The sequence below is a fragment of the Burkholderia sp. WTPI3 genome, from assembly GCF_021483755.1.
Lineage (GTDB): Bacteria > Pseudomonadota > Gammaproteobacteria > Burkholderiales > Burkholderiaceae > Burkholderia.
The window spans coordinates 56459-73316 of the sequence record NZ_JAGIXF010000032.1 but is presented as its reverse complement, the minus strand read 5'-3'; the positions used below and the strand labels follow the sequence as shown (position 1 = coordinate 73316).

Here is a 16858-nt window from a genome sequence, read left to right as displayed (position 1 = left end):
GGAAGGCACGGTGGTCGGCGTGAGCTTTCTGTGGGGCTGCGTGGATCTGCCGTTCATCAGCCATGTGCTGCACACCGCTCAGCATACGGACCCGATTGTTGCGGGCGTGCCCTGGGGCACGCGCAACACGATCCGCACGCGCTCGAACAACACCGTCGAGCTGGACGACCGGGAGGGCCAGGAACACATCAAGGTCGCGACCGAGCACGGCAAGACGCAGCTCAATCTCGGCTATACGGTGGGCCGGGACCAGCGACTACGCGGCGAGGGCTTCGAACTGCGCTCCGACGATCGCGGGCACGTCCGTGCGGGTGGTGGCCTGCTGCTGTCGTCCGACAGGCAGGAGAAGGCGACCGGACAGTCGTCCGACATGCGGTCGATGACGAACCAGTTTGCGTTGACGCAGGCGCAGGCTCGGGGATTGACCGATGCCGCAGCCGTTGCGCATGCGGAGATCGCAGACCTGAAGTCAGAAAACGCTTGGCTGAAGGACGAACTCGCTGGCCTGAAGACAGCCGTGATTGCGCTGTCCGCGCCGAACGGCGTAGGCCTGGCAACGCCGGATCGGGTGATGGTGTCGGCGGGCAAGGACGTTAGCGTCGGCACGTCGTCGCGGTTCAACGTGAATGCGCTTCGGAATATTGCTATTGCAGCAGGTGAGGTGCTGTCTCTGTTTGCACACAAGTTCGGCGTCAAGCTCTATGCCGCCCGAGGCAAGGTTCAAATCCAGGCGCAGTCCGACGCGATGGAGATGGTGGCGCAGAAAGACATGCGAATCACCAGCGCCGACGGTACCACGACCGTCAATGCCGCCAACGGGGTGGTGCTCGGCGGCGGCGGCACGGCCTACATCAAGGTGCAGGGCGATAACGTCGAGATTGGCGGGGCCGGCTGCCTGATCCTCAAGATCATCGAAATCCAGAAGGAAGGACCGGGTGCGCTGTCGCTGCCCCTACCGAAGTTCGATCAAATCGATATCGCGAACGACGAGCGGTTCATTCTCAGCGACGACATCACCGGTCGACCGATTGTGAATCGGCCGTACAAGATTCAGTTGGCTAGCGGGCAGATTATCGAGGGCGTCACCAACGGCAAGGGGGAGACCTCGTTGAGCCGGCAGGACGTTGCGCATGGACTCAAGCTGCTGCTTCAGAACAATAAGGATGTCTGATTCATGACCGACCAGACAAACCAGGCGGATGGCACGGGTGACGAGGCAGATGCGACGAAGCCCTATCAGCATGACACCGCCACGCGCATCGTGCCGATGAGGCGCGATCATCTGGGGCAACCGTATTGGGAGTCTTATCACACGCCGAGCAGTTTCCAGGTGCGGGCCGAGTGCCGCATTCCTCCTCATATGCCCGGCATCATTATCTTTGTGCATGGCGTGAATTCCACGGGGGAGTGGTATGACGCGGCGGAGCAGGCGTTGTGTGCCGGATTGAATGATCGTTTGGGCCGCACGGAAGAAACGAAGCTCGAAGCGAACTCGTATATCGTTGAAGGTTCCGATGGCCGTCCGATTCCGCGTCAGATTGATCCGGCAAAATCCGGGCATTCTCCCGTGATTCGGTTCTATTGGGGCTATCGTTCTGCAAACGGCGACGAGCATAAGTGGCGCATCCCAATGCGCAATCCGCGCGGCATTGATCTATGGGCGTGGGGGGCAGAATGCGTAAACAAGGAGGAAGGTCCTTGGTATTGGGGAGGTGGTCCTTTCCAGAACGGCACCAACAACCTGCAGCAATTGTGGAGCTACGAGGGATTCAGGCGTCACGTGCTCAAGTTCGACATGGAGTCGTTGAATACAGAGGCTGATCGCCAATTGCAAGACGCCCCTCCACGCACATATTACGCGCACGCGGCTCAACGACTGGCCGATTTGATTGACCGGATTCGCAAAGAGTGTCCACGCGATACGGTGTCAGTGATGTCGCATAGCCAAGGGACGATGATCGCGCTGGCGGCGACGGCCTTATGCAAGACACGCGCACCCGATGCAGTGTTCGTAATGAATTCGCCGTATTCCCTTGATGACAAGGTCACGGATGCCCTAGCCTGCGGCGCGGAGCGTCCGACTCCCGACGCGCGCGTCAATACCTTCCGGAATATTGCCAATCGGATCAAGCAGGACAAGCGCGAGATGGACGAGGAGCGAATGATGCAGCTTCAGTGCGGAGCGTCGGAAGATATGGATTTCTGGCGACCCGACAACCAGCGCAAGTCCGGCGTTCATGAGCGCGACAATCACGGTCGTCTTTATGTGTATTTCACACCGCATGATCGCGTGATGGGCGCGGTGCCGCTGCAAAGTATCGGCTGGCAGGGCGTGGATGACAAATTGCTTCGTGAGTTGGGTGATACCGTGAAGCAGCGCATGCTGGCACGCGGTACGCCGGTGGGCGACGTACCGGGCGAGAAGAGGTTCGGTACGCTGCCACCGACTCCCGACGACAAGCTTGTGCCCGGAGCGAAGTCGACCGATTTTTGGAACGGCAACCGGAACATCTTTACACCGCTCATGAAGTTATGGGCGGTGCCGCATCCCGATAAATCAGTAACGATCAACGCCGAGGAGGTGCCGTATCCGATTACGGAAGACGAGATGCAGCAGTTCGAAAATTCACGGAAAGGCGCGGATGAAATGGGTAAGTGGGTTCCCGATCCGAATTCCGGGAACTACGCTGATCCTGACTACCGTTACATGCGCTCGATTTTTGAGCCGAGGCACACCGTTACTACCGAGGATATTTATAGTTACCGTCGCGCAACTCGGTTCGAGACGCAGGACGAAATGCTGCAACGACTCGACACCTATCGCGCCGAGCCGACCAATCACAGTACATTGCCGAAGCATCAGGCGTTCATGCGCCGGGTGGTGGCCTACGATTTGCCGATCGGCTTTTGTGATGCGTATGAGAGGCCTGCGTTCTGGACACGCCTGATGAAGTTTGCCGACTGGACGCGGGGCAATGACGACTATTTTGAGTTTGGCGCTCCCCAAAGCATTGTCAAACCTGCCTACATCGATTGGAACACGGTAGCCGAGGAACAAAGCAGGTCCGAAGCCGAACAACTACGGCAACAGCAATGGAAAGGAGGAGCCTGATGAGATATACCGTTTTGATAATCGCACTGCTTGCTCTGACTCAAGGCTGCACCGCGCAGACTCCGCGACGTCCGACCTTCGGGCTTGGAGATTTCATGAGCTCGGCGCTCAAGGAGTTGCCGTATGACTCGCAGCCCCAAGTGATCTATCGGATTGACGATCACCGCTTTGTGACGCTGGAACGTTACCGGGACTGTTATCACGGGGAGTCGTACTACAACGACACTCATGCCGGAATTCGAAAATTTTTAGGGAGAGGCATGTTTGAAAATTTCCTGGGGCGCATTATTAATGCCGATCCGACTGGGGAGAATGTTGTGTTGCCTCTGGCTTACCCAAATGGATTGGTTTGTGGAGATGGCGAAAAAGGTTGTGTGGTGCCGTTTTGGTACTCGACAGATGGTGGCAAGACTTTCGCCACGAAGGTCTACGCGGATCATAGTTTTAATTCATTTGAAGACTCGAGGAGGTATACGTTTGCTGCAACGAAAGATAAGCTGTTTTTTGCTCAGGTCGATTATGGTAATGAAAATGGTAGCGCTTATGTGAAAGAATATCCGCTGATTCCGGGGATTGATTTGAGCAGACCGTATCCGCCCGGCGTGCGCGGCTCAACATTTTCTACATCTAAACGGCCGAATTATTTATATGGTGTCGTTACACCCTCCGGCCAGGATCGAATCGCCTGCGACACATCGATCAAGCCGACAAATCCAGATGCGTCGTTGTTACCTTAGGATCTCCTGAGCGTTCGGCTCAAGGCACACAGAAAGTATATTGGGGTATGTTAAACAATGCTATTGGCTACATTTCTCTGGTATTGGTATTTTTCATTTGCACTAGCTGTGTTCCTCTTCCAACTCCCTATGGAGCGGTGCTGGCCCCTGTTCCGACGCTTATTGATGGCGCCGTGGAATCAGCAGAGAAGTCCAGAAAACGCTCGGCGGAGATAAAATTTTCTCAAGCGGAAAATAGATGGAGATTGGCGGCCGATTGCGAAGCTTATCGTCAAAAAGCAGATGCTGGAGATCCGGTGGGCCAACTTAATATGAATCGAATTCTCTATCATCAAATGTATTTGAAGAGGTCGAATTCTAGATTCGCTAATTATGATGGTGATATGTGTGGGGCGGAAAAATCGGCGTCTGCGACGAGTGAAGTTGAGCGTGAGGCGGAAGGATATTTGGAAATGGCGATGAAGGGCGGATATCCGCCTGCGCTGACATATTTTGAATGCAAAAAAATATAGGGAGGGTGGGGATCTCTGGAGGCCAACTTCGGAGGATGTTGCCTTGCTGATGAGGGCGTCTGAAATGAAAGAATCTCGGGCAAAATATATGCTCGCCATGCATGTCTATTTGTTTGGTATTGATGGGGTCGCGCGTGAGGGTGCGTAAATGGCATATAGATTATTGATGGATGCCTATAAGGGGGGTGGCAGCTCGTGATATTGCGAACATGAACGACCCTTCCAAGTATCCAGGTGAGATAGTGGCGGAATCAAGTGCAGAAAAATCCGTTGTCGAAAAATATTGGGACGATTATCGTGGGGCTATGCGGGTAATTTTTATGGAATGCCGGTGGTAGGTAAGGAAAAAACCTGACCCGTGCTCGGATCTTTACAGAAATTAAATATTTAATTTGGGATTTAAGAATGAAGCTCCCAGTATGCCAAGACGACGCGACAACACACGGCGGCATCGTAAAGACCGCTTCTTCGACGTTCGATCTCGACGGCCGCAAGGTCGCGTTGTTGCATGACGTCGTCTCATGTCCGGAGCACGGCGACAACGCGATCATCGAGTGTGCCGAGGGCTACAGTGAAGGCGGCCGAAAATGGGCTGTACACATGTGCCGAACGCAGTGCGGTAGCCAGGTGATCGCCAGCAGCACGGGGATGAAAATCGCATGAGCAGAGCATGGACCCTCCCAGGCGTCGCAGAATATCAGTACGGCAAACCTCCCTCGATCTGGTGGGGCGTGCTCGCCGTGGTCGTCATACAGACTGCGGGCCTGCTCATCACGATAGTCAACTGGGAGCAGGGGAAACCGGTGATGTCCGAACCGTTTTTCGGGCGCGCCTTCCTGTTGTCGCTGCTGATATCGGGCGGCGTATGCGCGCTGATCTATTCCGGCTACGAGGATTGGATCGAGCGGGTCGACTGGTGGAATTTCCTGTGCCGCAGCGAGCGGGCGACGTGGCGGCAATGGGCGCAAGCTCACGTGGTGATCGTCGATAGCATCGCGTTGACGCCCGAGCCCGAGTTGGGCGAACGTCTGCTTGGCCTGGAGGGCAGCGCGCCGATCAACCCAGGCAAGATCCTGCCTTTGCCGGATACGGAAGGTTCGACAGGCGTATCGCGGCTCGCGATGGTACTGGAGCAACTGATGAGCCGGTTCTCGGCCAGCCTCGCGCATCATGATGCGTCGGGTCATGCGGTCGACGTGATCCTGCAATCCGCCGACAAGGACGATCTGACCGAGCTCCGAGCGGTCTGGAGGAAACTGTACCTGCCCGATCTCGTGCAGTTCGGGTGGGTGCCATTCGGTGCGAAGCAGGCAAATATCGAGACGTGGTTCGACAAGGAATGCACGTCCGATTTCCGGCTATTGCTGGGCTGCCAACTACATGCGGAGGGCACGGAGCCGGCCTGGTCCGAGGCCGCCGTGGCGATGTTGCTTACGTCGCCGCGCGTAGTCGCGAGCCTCAAGGGAACAGTCCGGCCACAGGCCCGCTTATTCCGCCCGATTGCGATGCCGTCCGATTCCGTGGTGGAAACGCTGCTGGCGTCGGAGCAGACGCCGCGCCGGCGCATCCGGCACGCATGGATAAGTGATCTTCCGTCCCAGGGGCGTCATGCAACGCTCGGCGCCATCGACGATGCAAGGCTGGAACTGCCGGTGCACGACGTCGATCGCGCGATCGGCAAGCCGGGGCCGGTAAATGCGCTCTTGCTTCAGGCGCTCGCGGCACAGATGGTCGCGCATGGCCAGGGCGCGCAACTGGTTGCGTCTGCTAGCGCCCAAAAGGTGCGGCTGAACCTGGTTGGAACCGAACTCGTACCTGTGCCTCGCGTCGATGCAGGTTATGCGCGTCTGCTTAGCTTGTCTGTCACCGTGGCCGGGAGTTGTTGGCTGGGCGTGGTCATGGTCGGACTGAATGCCCTCAACGCATCCCCTGGGTGGTTCTGGGCCTGTATCGGCGGGTTCGTCTTGCTGTTTCTGATCCAGGTGGGCGGCTCGTACTTGAGGCGTAACTTGGTGGAAGATGACTTTTTCCGACAACTGCGACGTATGGAAGCCCGATGATGAGGTTGCTTGATGCATGGCGTGGAATCGAGCGCGCGGCGATTGAATAAGAATTAGAACAAGTACTGGATTCCCGATGGGCGGTGTGGGTTTTTCTCTCAGCCTTCCTGCAACCGGCTCCGTCGCCACGGTCGTGAATATCCGCGAAATTCCTCCTTGACACTCGCTGGCTGGCCGCTATCTTTCAATCAATAACCATCGAGTTATGAATTAACTCATGCAAAACGCTCACGACATGCTGTTCCGGACACTCGCCGATCCGACGCGCCGCGCGCTCTTCGAGCGGCTGTGCGAGGAGGGCGAGCTGACGGTGGCTGCGCTGACGGCCCATGCAGGCGTGTCGCAGCCGGCGGTATCGAAGCATCTGGGCGTACTGAAGCAGGCCGGGCTCGTGAGCGACCGCCACGAAGGCCGGCAGACGCACTACAGCGCGCAGCCGCAGGCACTGACTCCGTTGATCGACTGGACCAGCCAGATGGCCGGCTCCTGGCAGAACCGGTTCGACGCTCTCGAGGATCTGTTGAAAAGGATGGATCAATGAATCAGGCCACTACTGAAACGCGTACTGTCGTCGTCGAACGGGAACTGCCGCATCCGCCGGAGAGGATCTGGCGCGCGCTCACGCAGCCGCACCTGATCGAGGCATGGCTGATGAAGAGCGATTTCGAGCCGGTTGCGGGCCGCGCGTTCAGCTTTCGCGCGGACTGGGGTGCGGTCGACTGCACGGTGCTGACGATCGAGCCGCAGCGGGTGCTTTCCTATACGTGGGCCGCCTATGGCCTCGAAAGCGTCGTCACTTGGACGCTCACGCCGACGCCACGCGGCACGCTGTTGCGGATGGAGCAGGCCGGCTTCCGCACGGACCAGGAGCAGGCATACCGCGGTGCGCAGCACGGATGGGTGCAATTTCTTGGGTCGCTTGAACAGGTGTTGGCGCGTCCTGATGAAGACCGGGACGCCGGGGCATGAGCACATCCGCCCTGGACCTGAACGCGTCGGCCCGCATCGACGCATTGATCGCCGGGATCGCCGACTGGCGCGGCAAGACGTTCGCGGAGTTGCGCGATACGATTCTCGCGGTCAACGACGGCATCGTCGAGGAATGGAAGTGGATGGGCAGCCCCGTGTGGTCGTGCGACGGGATGATTGCGGTCGCGAATGCGCACAAGGGCAAGGTGAAGCTGACGTTCATGCATGGCGCGCACCTTCCCGATCCCGACGGGTTGTTCAACGCGGGCCTTGAAGGCAATGCGCGCCGTGCGATCGATTTACTCGAAGGCGACAGGCTCGACAAGCGGGCGCTGAAGCGCCTCGTTCGCGCGGCGATCGACTACAACCGCGCGCATCTGAAGAAGAACGCGCGATCAGGTTCCTCCGCGGGCGCGAAGGCGCGAACTAGCAAGGCGGCGTGACGCGCGAGCCGGCTGTCGGCGGGTGACGTCCCGCACGAATGCGGGGCGCCGCCGCGCGATCGACGCTGCGCCGGCCACCCGCCGACCAGCATGCAAAAAAAAGCCCGACACGAGGTCGGGCACCAAATCGGCCGCAGCCACCGCGAGGCGGCTGCGGCACCTGCAAAGGCGGACGCTTACGCTGCGAGCAGCGAGCGCAGCACGAACGGCAGGATCCCGCCGTGCTTGTAGTAGTCGACTTCGATCGGCGTATCGATGCGCAGCAGCACCGGCACGCGGATCGTTTCGCCGTTCTTGCGGTGGATCACGAGCGTGACGTCCTGCTGCGGCTTGAAGTCGTCGCCGAGGCCTTCGATGTCGTAGGTCTCTTCGCCAGTGATGCCGAGCGACTGCACGCTGTCCGAGCCCTTGAACTGCAGCGGCAGCACGCCCATGCCGACGAGGTTCGAGCGGTGGATGCGTTCGAAGCTGCGTGCGATCACGGCCTTCACGCCGAGCAACTGCGTGCCCTTTGCGGCCCAGTCGCGCGACGAGCCCGTGCCGTACTCTTCACCCGCGAACACGACGGTCGGCGTGCCGGCGTCGACGTACTTCATCGCCGCATCGTAGATCGACAGCTGTTCGCCGCTCGGCTGGTGGATCGTCAGGCCGCCTTCGACGCGCGTGCCGTCCGCCTTCGCCGGGATCATCAGGTTCTTGATCCGGACGTTCGCGAAGGTGCCGCGCATCATCACGTCGTGGTTGCCGCGGCGCGAGCCGTAGCTGTTGAAGTCGGCCTTCTGCACGCCGTTCTCCTTCAGCCACTTGCCTGCCGGCGAGTCTTCCTTGATCGAGCCCGCCGGGCTGATGTGGTCGGTCGTGACCGAGTCGCCGAAGATGCCCAGCGCGCGCGCGCCCTTGACCGTCGGGATCGATGCGGCCGGCTCCATCGAGAAGTCGTGGCCGAAGAACGGCGGCTCCGCGATGTAGGTCGACTTCGGCCAGTCGTAGACCTGGCCCGTCTCGCCCTCGATCTTGCTCCAGAGGTCGCCCTTCTTGGTCAGCTTCGAGTAGTTGTCCTCGAACTTCTTCGGGTCGAGCGCGAACTTCAGCAGCGCATGGACTTCGTCGCTCGTCGGCCAGATGTCGCCGAGGTAGATGTCGTAACCGTCCTTGCCCTTGCCGACCGGCTCGGTCATCAGGTCGCGCGTGATGTTGCCGGCGATCGCGTACGCGACGACGAGCGGCGGCGATGCGAGGAAGTTCGCGCGGATGTTCGGGTGGATACGCGCTTCGAAGTTACGGTTGCCGGACAGCACGGCTGCCGCGACGATGTCGTTCTTCGTGATCGCTTCGTTCAGTTCCGGCGTCAGGTCGCCCGCGTTGCCGATACAGGTCGTGCAGCCGTAGGCCGCGACTTCGAAACCGAGCTTTGCGAGGTAGGGCAGCAGGCCCGTCTTCGTCAGGTATTCGGTGACGATGCGCGATCCCGGCGCGAGCGACGTCTTGATGTGCGGCGCGACGGTCAGGCCGGCTTCGACGGCCTTCTTCGCGAGCAGGCCGGCAGCCAGCAGCACGCTCGGGTTCGACGTGTTCGTGCACGACGTGATCGCGGCGATCAGCACGTCGCCGTTCTTCACGTCGACGCCATTGCTCGTCGTGTACTGCGTGCCCAGATCTTCCGCCTTCTTCGCGAAGCCGTTTTCCGCGACCGGCTTCGAGAACAGGTCGGTGAACGTCGACTTGACGTTGCCGATTTCGATACGGTCCTGCGGGCGCTTCGGGCCGGCCAGCGACGGTGCGACCGTCGCGAGATCCAGCGTCACCGTCTTCGTGTAGTCGATGTCACCGGCCTTCGGAATGCCGAAGAGCTTCTGTGCCTTGAAGTAGTTCTCGAACGCGGCGATTTCGGCCTTCGTGCGGCCCGTGCCTTCGAAGTAGTCGATCGTCTTTTCGTCGACCGGGAAGAAGCCCATCGTCGCGCCGTATTCCGGCGCCATGTTGCCGATCGTTGCGCGGTCCGGCAGCGACAGCGACTTCGTGCCTTCGCCGAAGAATTCGACGAACTTGCCGACGACCTTCTCCTTGCGCAGCATTTCGGTGATCGTGAGCACCAGGTCGGTTGCCGTCACGCCTTCGCGCAGCTTGCCCTTCAGCTCGACGCCGACGACGTCCGGCGTCAGGAAATACACCGGCTGGCCGAGCATGCCGGCTTCAGCCTCGATGCCGCCCACGCCCCAGCCGACCACGCCGATGCCGTTGATCATCGTCGTGTGGCTGTCCGTGCCGACGAGGGTGTCCGGGTAGTACACGGTGTCGCCGCCGTCCGCCTTCTTGTGGACGCCGCGTGCCAGATACTCGAGGTTCACCTGGTGGACGATGCCCACGCCCGGCGGCACGACCTTGAACGTGTCGAACGCCTGCATGCCCCACTTCATGAACTGGTAGCGCTCGTTGTTGCGCTGGAATTCCAGCTTCATGTTCAGGTCGAGCGCGTCCTTCTGGCGGAAGTAGTCGATCTGGACCGAGTGATCGACGACGAGATCGACCGGGACCAGCGGCTCGATCTTCTTCGGATTCTTGCCCGTGCGCTCCGCGACGCCGCGCATGGCCGCGATGTCGGCGAGCAGCGGCACGCCCGTGAAGTCCTGCAGCACCACACGCGACACCACGAACGGAATCTCGTCGACGCGCTTCGCGGTCGGCTTCCAGTTCGCCAGCTGCTCGATGTGCTCTTCGGTGATCTTCTTGCCGTCGTAGTTGCGCAGCACGGACTCGAGCACGATACGGATCGACACCGGCAGGCGCTCGATCTTCGTCTTCAGTTCCTTGCCGAGCTGCGGCAGCGAGTAGAACTTGCCTTTGCCGGAACCGCTGTCGAATTCCTTGAGGGTCTTGTGGAGATTGTGGGCCATGGTGATTTTCCTGGGTTTAAGGCTAGGAAACAAAGAGTCTCGTATTTGACGGCTATATCACATACAAGTCGACGTACTCATCGACCGGCATCGCTTCGAGCTTTGCCTGATCCAGCGACACGTCGAGAATCGCTTGTTGCTGCTTTGCCGGGAAACGGCGGGCGAGGTTGGTCCTGAATTTTTCGACCAGGAGCGGGATGCCGTCTGCACGGCGTCGCTGATGGCCGATCGGGTATTCGACCGTCACTTCGGCAAGCTTCGATCCGTCCGCGAATTCGATCGTCAGCGCATTCGCGATCGATCGCCTGGCCGGGTCATGGTAATCCTTCGTGAACTGCGGGTCCTCGACGCACACCGTTTTCGCGCGCAGCGCGTCGATGCGCGGGTCGGCGGCGACCGAATCCTCGTAGTCGGCCGCGGTCAGCCGGCCGAACAGCAGCGGCACGGCGACCATGTACTGGATGCAGTGGTCGCGGTCGGCCGGATTGGCGAGCGGGCCCTGCTTGTCGATGATGCGGATCGCGGCCGCGTGCGTGCGGATCGTGATCCGGCTGATCTCGTCGGTCGTGCGGCCCGCGGCAGCGAGCTGCGCGTGCAGCTGCAGCGCGGCCTCGGCGGCCGTCTGTGCATGGAATTCGGCGGGGAACGCGATCTTGAACAGCACGTTCTCCATCACGTAGGTGCCGTACGGACGCTGGAAGCGGAACGGCTTCCCGTCGAACAGCACGTCGTAGAAGCCCCAGGTTTTTGCGGTGAGCGCCGACGGGTAGCCCATTTCACCCGTTTTCGCGATTAGCGCGAGGCGCACCGCGCGGGACGTGGCGTCGCCTGCCGCCCACGATTTGCGCGAACCGGTGTTCGGCGCATGACGATAGGTGCGCAGCGACTGGCCGTCGACGAACGCGTTGGACACCGCGTTGATCAGCTCGTCGCGCGTGAGCCCGAGCAGGCGCCCGACGACAGCCGTCGACGCGACCTTCACGAGCAGCACGTGGTCGAGCCCGACGGCATTGAATGAATTCTCGAGTGCCAGGCAGCCCTGGATTTCGTGGGCCTGGATCATCGCGACGAGCACGTCGCGCATGGCAAGCGGCTTCCTGCCGGCCGCGACGGCCGTGCGGGACAGCCAGTCGGCCGTCGCCAGGATCCCGCCGAGATTGTCGGACGGGTGGCCCCATTCGGCGGCGAGCCAGGTGTCGTTGAAGTCCAGCCAGCGGATCATCGCGCCGATGTCGAAAGCGGCCTGGACGGGATCGAGCTGGAAGGACGTGCCGGGCACCTTCGCACCGTTCGGTACGATCGTGCCGGGCACGACGGGGCCGAGCAGCTTGGTGCAGGCAGGGTAGGACAGCGCCTCGAGTCCGCATCCGAGCGTGTCGATCAGGCAATGACGCGCCGTCTCCAGCGCGAGCGCGCTGTCGATGCCGGTGTTCAGCACGTAGTCGACGATATCGACGAGTACCGAATCCGGCGCAGGGCGGACGTTGGAGACGGGGGCGGACATCGAGGGTCTGGGAGACGCGCTTAGTTCGTGGCCGGCTTCAGCTCGTTCGACTGCGTCGGCGCTGCGGCGCCTTGCGCCATTTCCGGCGTCACGCACTCGTCGGCGAGACGCTCGCCGCCGTTCGCGTCGGTGAACAGCATCGCCTTGGTCGGGATCACGATCAGCTTGAAGCCGTTGGCCGGATCGTAGAACGTATCGGCGCCCGTCGTCGTGGCCTGACGCGGCAGCTTGTAGTTCTTCTTCGCCCAGTGAACCGTGACGACCTGGTCGCGCTTCATGTCGCCGGCGAGATCGAACGACAGACCGTCCTTGCACGACCACTTGACCGCGCCGTCCGGCACCGGATCGACCTTGGCAGCGGCACGCGCCTGGGCTTTCTTGCTGCGCGGGATGATGCGTTTGGCCGGCGCCGGGCGTTTGGCCGTCTTCTTCGCGGTCGTGGTCGTACCCTGGGCGAACGCGCTCGGAGCCGACACCAGCATCGTGGCGGACAATGCGCCGATGGCGGTAGCGATCAGGAGTTTCTTCATGGAGTCAGAACCTTTCGATAATCAGTTGACAAGGGCCGGCATCCGCCGGCCGGTTTGAAACTGCACGCGCCCCGGAAGCGCGCAGCGGCCGCTATTTTCACCTATTTGGCCACGCATATTTCAGGTTTTCGGGCTCCGTTACGTTTTTTGTCGTTTCGCAAACCTGTATCGGGTTCACGCTCCGGGGATTCGATGAAATCCGTGTGTCGGCGTGGTCACCGGGCCACTCCGGCCGCGCTCGGGCCGAACAGCGGGGTGGCCTCGGCCGGCACGGGCTGGCCGGTCGCCCGCGCGCGGCGCAGCACCGACCAGTAATAGCGGTAGCTCGCGCGGTCGTGCAAGGTATCGCCGTGGCGCGTCGGGCCCCAGTCGGCCGCCTGTGCGGCCAGCAGGATCCCGGTGGCCAGCTCGACTTCGTCGGTGCGCGGTGCGAACGCGTCGACGATCGGGCGAACCTGCGCGGGGTGGATGCTCCACATCCGCGTGAACGCGAATTCGTCGCGCGCGCGGCGTGCATCGCCGGCCACGACGCTCATGTCGCGTACTTCGGTCGTCACGTTGTGCGACGGCGTCTTGCCGTGTGCGTGGCAGGCCGCGGCGATTTCCAGCTTCGCACGGCGCACGAGCGGGTGGTCGAACTGGCCGGGCGAGCGCATCGCCGCATCGGGGATCGCGCCATGATGCGCGGACACGAAGTCCATCAGCCCGAAGCTCAGCGTGCCGACCAGCGGCAGCGCGGCGAGGGCGGCCGCCTGCGCGAGCGCGCCGTGCGTCTCGACCAGCACGTCGACCGGAATCGGTTGCGCGAGGCCGAGCTCGCGGCGCGTGCCTTCGATGAACGCGACCATCTCGGCTGCGTCGGCGGCGCTCGCGATCTTCGGTAGCGTGATGTAGGCCGGCGCACGGGCGGCGCGCAACACGATGCGCACGTCGTCGCGCCAGTGGGAATGGGAAAAATCGTGGATGCGTACGCCGACCCGCCCGAAGCGGTTTTCGGCGCTGCCGAGGAATTCGGCGACGAGCTGCGCGTGCGCGGCCTCCTGGCCGACGGCCGCGCCGTCCTCGCAGTCGAGCGTAATGTCGAATACGGGGCCGAGCTCGGCCTGGAGCGCGAGCGACTTGCGCATCAGCTTCTCGCTGCCCGCGTAGTGATCGCAGCAGGGCAGGATCGCGGGCGGGGACGCCCCGTCGTACAGCACTTGTGCAGGAGTGAGCGCGGACATCTCTTCTACGTCCAGGAAGCGGGCAACGTGGAGAAAATCGGATTCGGGCGCGTTCTGGGCCGGCGCGCGGGGCGCCTGGTGCGGCAAAACGTGCCCGGATCGGATCGGGCGGCGGCGCATGCATGCCCCGCCGCCCATGCCGTGACCGGGCCGCCCGCAGGCGGCCCGGCAGTGCATCCCTGCTTAGTTCTTCAGCAGGTGAGCGACGCCGTCGCGCTCTTCGAGCAGCTCGGCCAGCGTGCCGTCCATCTTCTCGCGCGAGAACGCGTCGATTTCCAGGCCTTCGATACGCTTGTACTCGCCGTTTTCGCAAACGACCGGCACGCCGTAGATGATGTCTTCAGGGATGCCGTACGAGCCGTCCGACGGGATACCCATCGTAACCCACTTGCCGTTCGTGCCGAGCACCCAGTCACGGACGTGGTCGATCGCCGCGTTGGCTGCCGATGCGGCCGACGACAGGCCGCGCGCTTCGATGATCGCCGCGCCGCGCTTGCCGACGGTCGGGATGAACGTGTCGCGGTTCCACACGTCGTCGTTGATCAGCTTCAGCAGCGATTCGCCTTCGACGGTCGCGAAGCGGAAGTCCGGGTACATCGTCGGCGAGTGGTTGCCCCACACTGCGAGCTTCTCGATCGATGCGACCGGCTTGCCCGACTTGGCTGCCAGTTGCGACAGCGCACGGTTGTGGTCGAGGCGCAGCATGGCCGTGAAGTTCTTCTTCGGCAGATCCGGAGCCGACTTCATTGCGATGTATGCGTTGGTGTTTGCCGGGTTGCCGACGACCAGCACCTTGACGTCGCGGCTCGCGACTTCGTTCAGTGCGGCGCCCTGGACCGTGAAGATCTCGGCGTTTGCCGACAGCAGGTCCTTGCGCTCCATGCCCTTCGAGCGCGGACGTGCGCCGACCAGCAGTGCGACGTCTGCATCCTTGAATGCAACCTTCGGATCATCGGTGATCACGACGCCCGCGAGCAGCGGGAACGCGCAATCGTCGAGTTCCATCACGACGCCTTTGACGGCGGCTTGGGCTTGCGGGAGGTCGAGCAGTTGCAGGATGACCGGCTGGTCCTTGCCGAGCAGGTCGCCGTTCGCGATGCGGAACAGCAGGGAGTAAGCGATTTGACCTGCGGCGCCGGTGACGGCAACGCGCTTTGCGGGCTTAGCCATTGAAAATCTCCAGGACGGGTGAAGCGGTGGACGCGAGGCAAAAACGCCATTCTATGCGCGTTATGCGTAGCGTTGCATTGAAGCAGGGCTGGGGACTCGCGAAAGGCAGACGCGGTGAACCTGGAGACGGCCGTGGCACGTAGCCGGGGACGCGTATTTGCACCTGCGAACCCTTGCTCGCCCCGGAGTGTAGGAGCCGTCGGGCCCAAAGTCAACGGTATCATATGTCTTATATAAGACAGATGTTTTGCGGAATTTGAGTGGACGAAAAAGCGCGGTTTGTGATGAAATGCGCGCCATGACATCGAACCAGGCGAACAACGCGAATCCGACCGGCGCAGGCAGCCAAGGGCAGCCGGGCGCGGGCGATTCCGTGCCGACGCCTGCCGCTTCTCCGTCGCCGACTTTCAGTCCGTTATACCAGCAGATCAAGTCATTGATCACGCAAAGTCTCGAAACCGGTGAATGGAAGCCGGGCGAGATCATCCCGAGCGAAGTGGAGCTTGCGGCCCGTTACAAGGTCAGCCAGGGCACCGTTCGCAAGGCGATTGACGAACTGGCCGCCGAAAACCTCGTGGTTCGCCGGCAGGGCAAGGGTACTTTTGTTGCAACGCACAACGAAGATCGCGCGCAGTTCCGCTTCCTTCGTTTGCTGGCCGACGACGGTGCCGAGCACCCGCACGTGAGCCGCCTGCTCGAATGCCGGCGCCTGCGCGCGCCGGCCGAGATCGCGCGGCAACTCGACCTGAAGCCGGCCGATCCGGTCGTGCAGGTGCGGCGCCTGCTGGAATTCGACAGCGAAGTGACGGTGCTCGACGAAATCTGGCTGCCGGGCGCGATGTTCCGGGGGCTCACGTTCGAGCGGCTCAGCGAGTACAAGGGGCCGCTCTACGCGATGTTCGAGACGGAGTTCGGCACGCGGATGATCCGCGCGACGGAAAAGATCCGCGCCGTGGCGGCGGAGCCGGCCGTGGCCGACCTGCTGCACGTGCCGGCGGGTTTCCCATTGCTTTCGGTCGAGCGCGTGTCCTATACATATGGCGACCGGCCAGTGGAAGTGCGACGCGGCTGGTATGTCACAACCGGGTATTACTATCAGAATGACTTGAGCTGACGACGTATCGGCACAAGCAGCGTGCATGCGGGTTTCCCACCTTCACGTAGCACGTTTCGGGCCGCCTTTATTCTCGTTCGCGTAACGATCCAGAGCAGACTTTCGCTGCAGCGCGATATAAAAAGGCGCTAAAATTGCGGATTAGTGTGACAACATAGTAGGGGTCTAGCATGACTGACGCAGTAAGAAAGCCGAGGCCGGAATACCGGAACATCGGATTCGGCGATATCACGATGAAATACCGCATGCCGCTGGCAGCGATATTGTCGATCCTCCATCGAATCAGCGGCGCGCTGCTGTTCCTGTTCCTGCCGTTCCTGCTGTTCCTCTTCGACCAGAGCCTCACCTCCGAGCTCAGCTTCGAAGTCTTCAAGGCTTTCCTCTCCAACATCGTCGTCAAGTTGATCGTCCTCGCGCTGTCGTGGGCGTTCTTCCACCATTTCTGCGCCGGCATTCGCCACCTGCTGATGGACGTCAACCACGACGCCGTCACGAAGGAAGGCGGCAAGCGGACGGCAGTCGTCGTCTTTGTCGTCTCGATCGCCCTGACGATCGCCATGGCACTCAAACTGTTCGGAGCATTCTAAGAA

Annotated in this window: 16 protein-coding genes; 11 read left to right on the top strand and 5 right to left on the bottom strand. The window is 61.4% G+C overall.

What is annotated here, in order from left to right:
• The 9 genes from J7024_RS18980 to J7024_RS18940 all read left to right on the top strand — a co-directional run.
• On the top strand, positions 1 to 1171 hold a 1171-nt coding region (locus tag J7024_RS18980), incomplete at its 5' end, for a type VI secretion system Vgr family protein (protein ID WP_234745360.1).
• A gap of 3 nt (positions 1172 to 1174) precedes the next feature.
• On the top strand, positions 1175 to 3112 hold the full coding sequence (locus tag J7024_RS18975) for a T6SS effector phospholipase Tle3 domain-containing protein (protein ID WP_175752729.1): 1938 nt from the start codon (positions 1175 to 1177) through the stop codon (positions 3110 to 3112).
• Positions 3112 to 3849 (top strand): T6SS immunity protein Tli3 family protein, encoded by a 738-nt coding sequence (locus J7024_RS18970; protein WP_234745359.1) that lies wholly within the window; start codon positions 3112 to 3114, stop codon positions 3847 to 3849. The genes J7024_RS18975 and J7024_RS18970 overlap by 1 nt, the downstream gene beginning before the upstream one ends.
• Before the next feature lie 47 nt (positions 3850 to 3896).
• Positions 3897 to 4361 carry a hypothetical protein gene (locus J7024_RS18965; protein WP_124826411.1) on the top strand — a complete coding sequence of 155 codons (465 nt, stop codon included), beginning with the start codon at positions 3897 to 3899 and terminating at the stop codon, positions 4359 to 4361.
• Between the two features lie 405 nt (positions 4362 to 4766).
• On the top strand, positions 4767 to 5024 hold the full coding sequence (locus J7024_RS18960) for a PAAR domain-containing protein (RefSeq protein WP_124826410.1): 258 nt from the start codon (positions 4767 to 4769) through the stop codon (positions 5022 to 5024).
• The gene (locus J7024_RS18955) at positions 5021 to 6421 is read left to right on the top strand and encodes a hypothetical protein (protein WP_234745358.1); all 1401 of its coding nucleotides are present in this window, start codon (positions 5021 to 5023) and stop codon (positions 6419 to 6421) included. The genes J7024_RS18960 and J7024_RS18955 overlap by 4 nt, the downstream gene beginning before the upstream one ends.
• 217 nt (positions 6422 to 6638) lie before the next feature.
• Positions 6639 to 6962 (top strand): ArsR/SmtB family transcription factor, encoded by a 324-nt coding sequence (locus J7024_RS18950; RefSeq protein ID WP_175751673.1) that lies wholly within the window; start codon positions 6639 to 6641, stop codon positions 6960 to 6962.
• Positions 6959 to 7390: an SRPBCC family protein gene (locus tag J7024_RS18945; protein WP_124826407.1), complete on the top strand. Its 432-nt coding sequence runs from the start codon at positions 6959 to 6961 to the stop codon at positions 7388 to 7390. The genes J7024_RS18950 and J7024_RS18945 overlap by 4 nt, the downstream gene beginning before the upstream one ends.
• Positions 7387 to 7833 carry a DUF1801 domain-containing protein gene (locus J7024_RS18940; RefSeq protein WP_124826406.1) on the top strand — a complete coding sequence of 149 codons (447 nt, stop codon included), beginning with the start codon at positions 7387 to 7389 and terminating at the stop codon, positions 7831 to 7833. Before J7024_RS18945 ends, J7024_RS18940 begins: the two co-directional genes overlap by 4 nt.
• A 176-nt stretch (positions 7834 to 8009) precedes the next feature.
• Here the strand turns inward: J7024_RS18940 and acnA are convergent, their stop codons facing one another.
• The 5 genes from acnA to J7024_RS18915 all read right to left on the bottom strand — a co-directional run bounded on the left by acnA (position 8010) and on the right by J7024_RS18915 (position 15154).
• Positions 8010 to 10727, bottom strand: coding sequence for an aconitate hydratase AcnA (acnA, locus tag J7024_RS18935; protein WP_124826405.1), 2718 nt, complete (start codon positions 10725 to 10727; stop codon positions 8010 to 8012).
• A gap of 52 nt (positions 10728 to 10779) precedes the next feature.
• A complete protein-coding gene (locus J7024_RS18930) occupies positions 10780 to 12231 on the bottom strand; it encodes a bifunctional 2-methylcitrate dehydratase/aconitate hydratase (protein WP_124826404.1) in 1452 nt (483 codons plus the stop codon).
• Between the two features lie 20 nt (positions 12232 to 12251).
• On the bottom strand, positions 12252 to 12761 hold the full coding sequence (locus J7024_RS18925) for a hypothetical protein (RefSeq protein WP_098552536.1): 510 nt from the start codon (positions 12759 to 12761) through the stop codon (positions 12252 to 12254).
• A 215-nt stretch (positions 12762 to 12976) separates the two neighbouring features.
• Positions 12977 to 13984 (bottom strand): HpcH/HpaI aldolase/citrate lyase family protein, encoded by a 1008-nt coding sequence (locus J7024_RS18920; RefSeq protein WP_124826403.1) that lies wholly within the window; start codon positions 13982 to 13984, stop codon positions 12977 to 12979.
• A 183-nt stretch (positions 13985 to 14167) separates the two neighbouring features.
• Positions 14168 to 15154, bottom strand: coding sequence for a malate dehydrogenase (locus J7024_RS18915; RefSeq protein ID WP_014899969.1), 987 nt, complete (start codon positions 15152 to 15154; stop codon positions 14168 to 14170).
• Positions 15155 to 15443: 289 nt separating this feature from the next.
• Between J7024_RS18915 and J7024_RS18910 the strand changes: the two genes are divergently transcribed.
• The gene (locus tag J7024_RS18910; RefSeq protein WP_124826402.1) at positions 15444 to 16268 is read left to right on the top strand and encodes a GntR family transcriptional regulator; all 825 of its coding nucleotides are present in this window, start codon (positions 15444 to 15446) and stop codon (positions 16266 to 16268) included.
• Positions 16269 to 16438: 170 nt separating this feature from the next.
• Positions 16439 to 16855 (top strand): succinate dehydrogenase, cytochrome b556 subunit, encoded by a 417-nt coding sequence (gene sdhC / locus J7024_RS18905; RefSeq protein ID WP_124826401.1) that lies wholly within the window; start codon positions 16439 to 16441, stop codon positions 16853 to 16855.
• Positions 16856 to 16858 lie beyond the last annotated feature (3 nt).

Coding starts and splice junctions, on each gene's coding strand:
- J7024_RS18940 (WP_124826406.1), top strand. CDS start 7,387: ATGAGCACATCCGCCCTGGACCTGAACGCGTCGGCCCGCATCGACGCA.
- J7024_RS18920 (WP_124826403.1), bottom strand. CDS start 13,984: ATGTCCGCGCTCACTCCTGCACAAGTGCTGTACGACGGGGCGTCCCCG.
- J7024_RS18945 (WP_124826407.1), top strand. CDS start 6,959: ATGAATCAGGCCACTACTGAAACGCGTACTGTCGTCGTCGAACGGGAA.
- J7024_RS18965 (WP_124826411.1), top strand. CDS start 3,897: ATGTTAAACAATGCTATTGGCTACATTTCTCTGGTATTGGTATTTTTC.
- J7024_RS18950 (WP_175751673.1), top strand. CDS start 6,639: ATGCAAAACGCTCACGACATGCTGTTCCGGACACTCGCCGATCCGACG.
- J7024_RS18930 (WP_124826404.1), bottom strand. CDS start 12,231: ATGTCCGCCCCCGTCTCCAACGTCCGCCCTGCGCCGGATTCGGTACTC.
- J7024_RS18970 (WP_234745359.1), top strand. CDS start 3,112: ATGAGATATACCGTTTTGATAATCGCACTGCTTGCTCTGACTCAAGGC.
- acnA (WP_124826405.1), bottom strand. CDS start 10,727: ATGGCCCACAATCTCCACAAGACCCTCAAGGAATTCGACAGCGGTTCC.
- J7024_RS18955 (WP_234745358.1), top strand. CDS start 5,021: ATGAGCAGAGCATGGACCCTCCCAGGCGTCGCAGAATATCAGTACGGC.
- J7024_RS18925 (WP_098552536.1), bottom strand. CDS start 12,761: ATGAAGAAACTCCTGATCGCTACCGCCATCGGCGCATTGTCCGCCACG.
- sdhC (WP_124826401.1), top strand. CDS start 16,439: ATGACTGACGCAGTAAGAAAGCCGAGGCCGGAATACCGGAACATCGGA.
- J7024_RS18910 (WP_124826402.1), top strand. CDS start 15,444: ATGCGCGCCATGACATCGAACCAGGCGAACAACGCGAATCCGACCGGC.
- J7024_RS18975 (WP_175752729.1), top strand. CDS start 1,175: ATGACCGACCAGACAAACCAGGCGGATGGCACGGGTGACGAGGCAGAT.
- J7024_RS18915 (WP_014899969.1), bottom strand. CDS start 15,154: ATGGCTAAGCCCGCAAAGCGCGTTGCCGTCACCGGCGCCGCAGGTCAA.
- J7024_RS18960 (WP_124826410.1), top strand. CDS start 4,767: ATGAAGCTCCCAGTATGCCAAGACGACGCGACAACACACGGCGGCATC.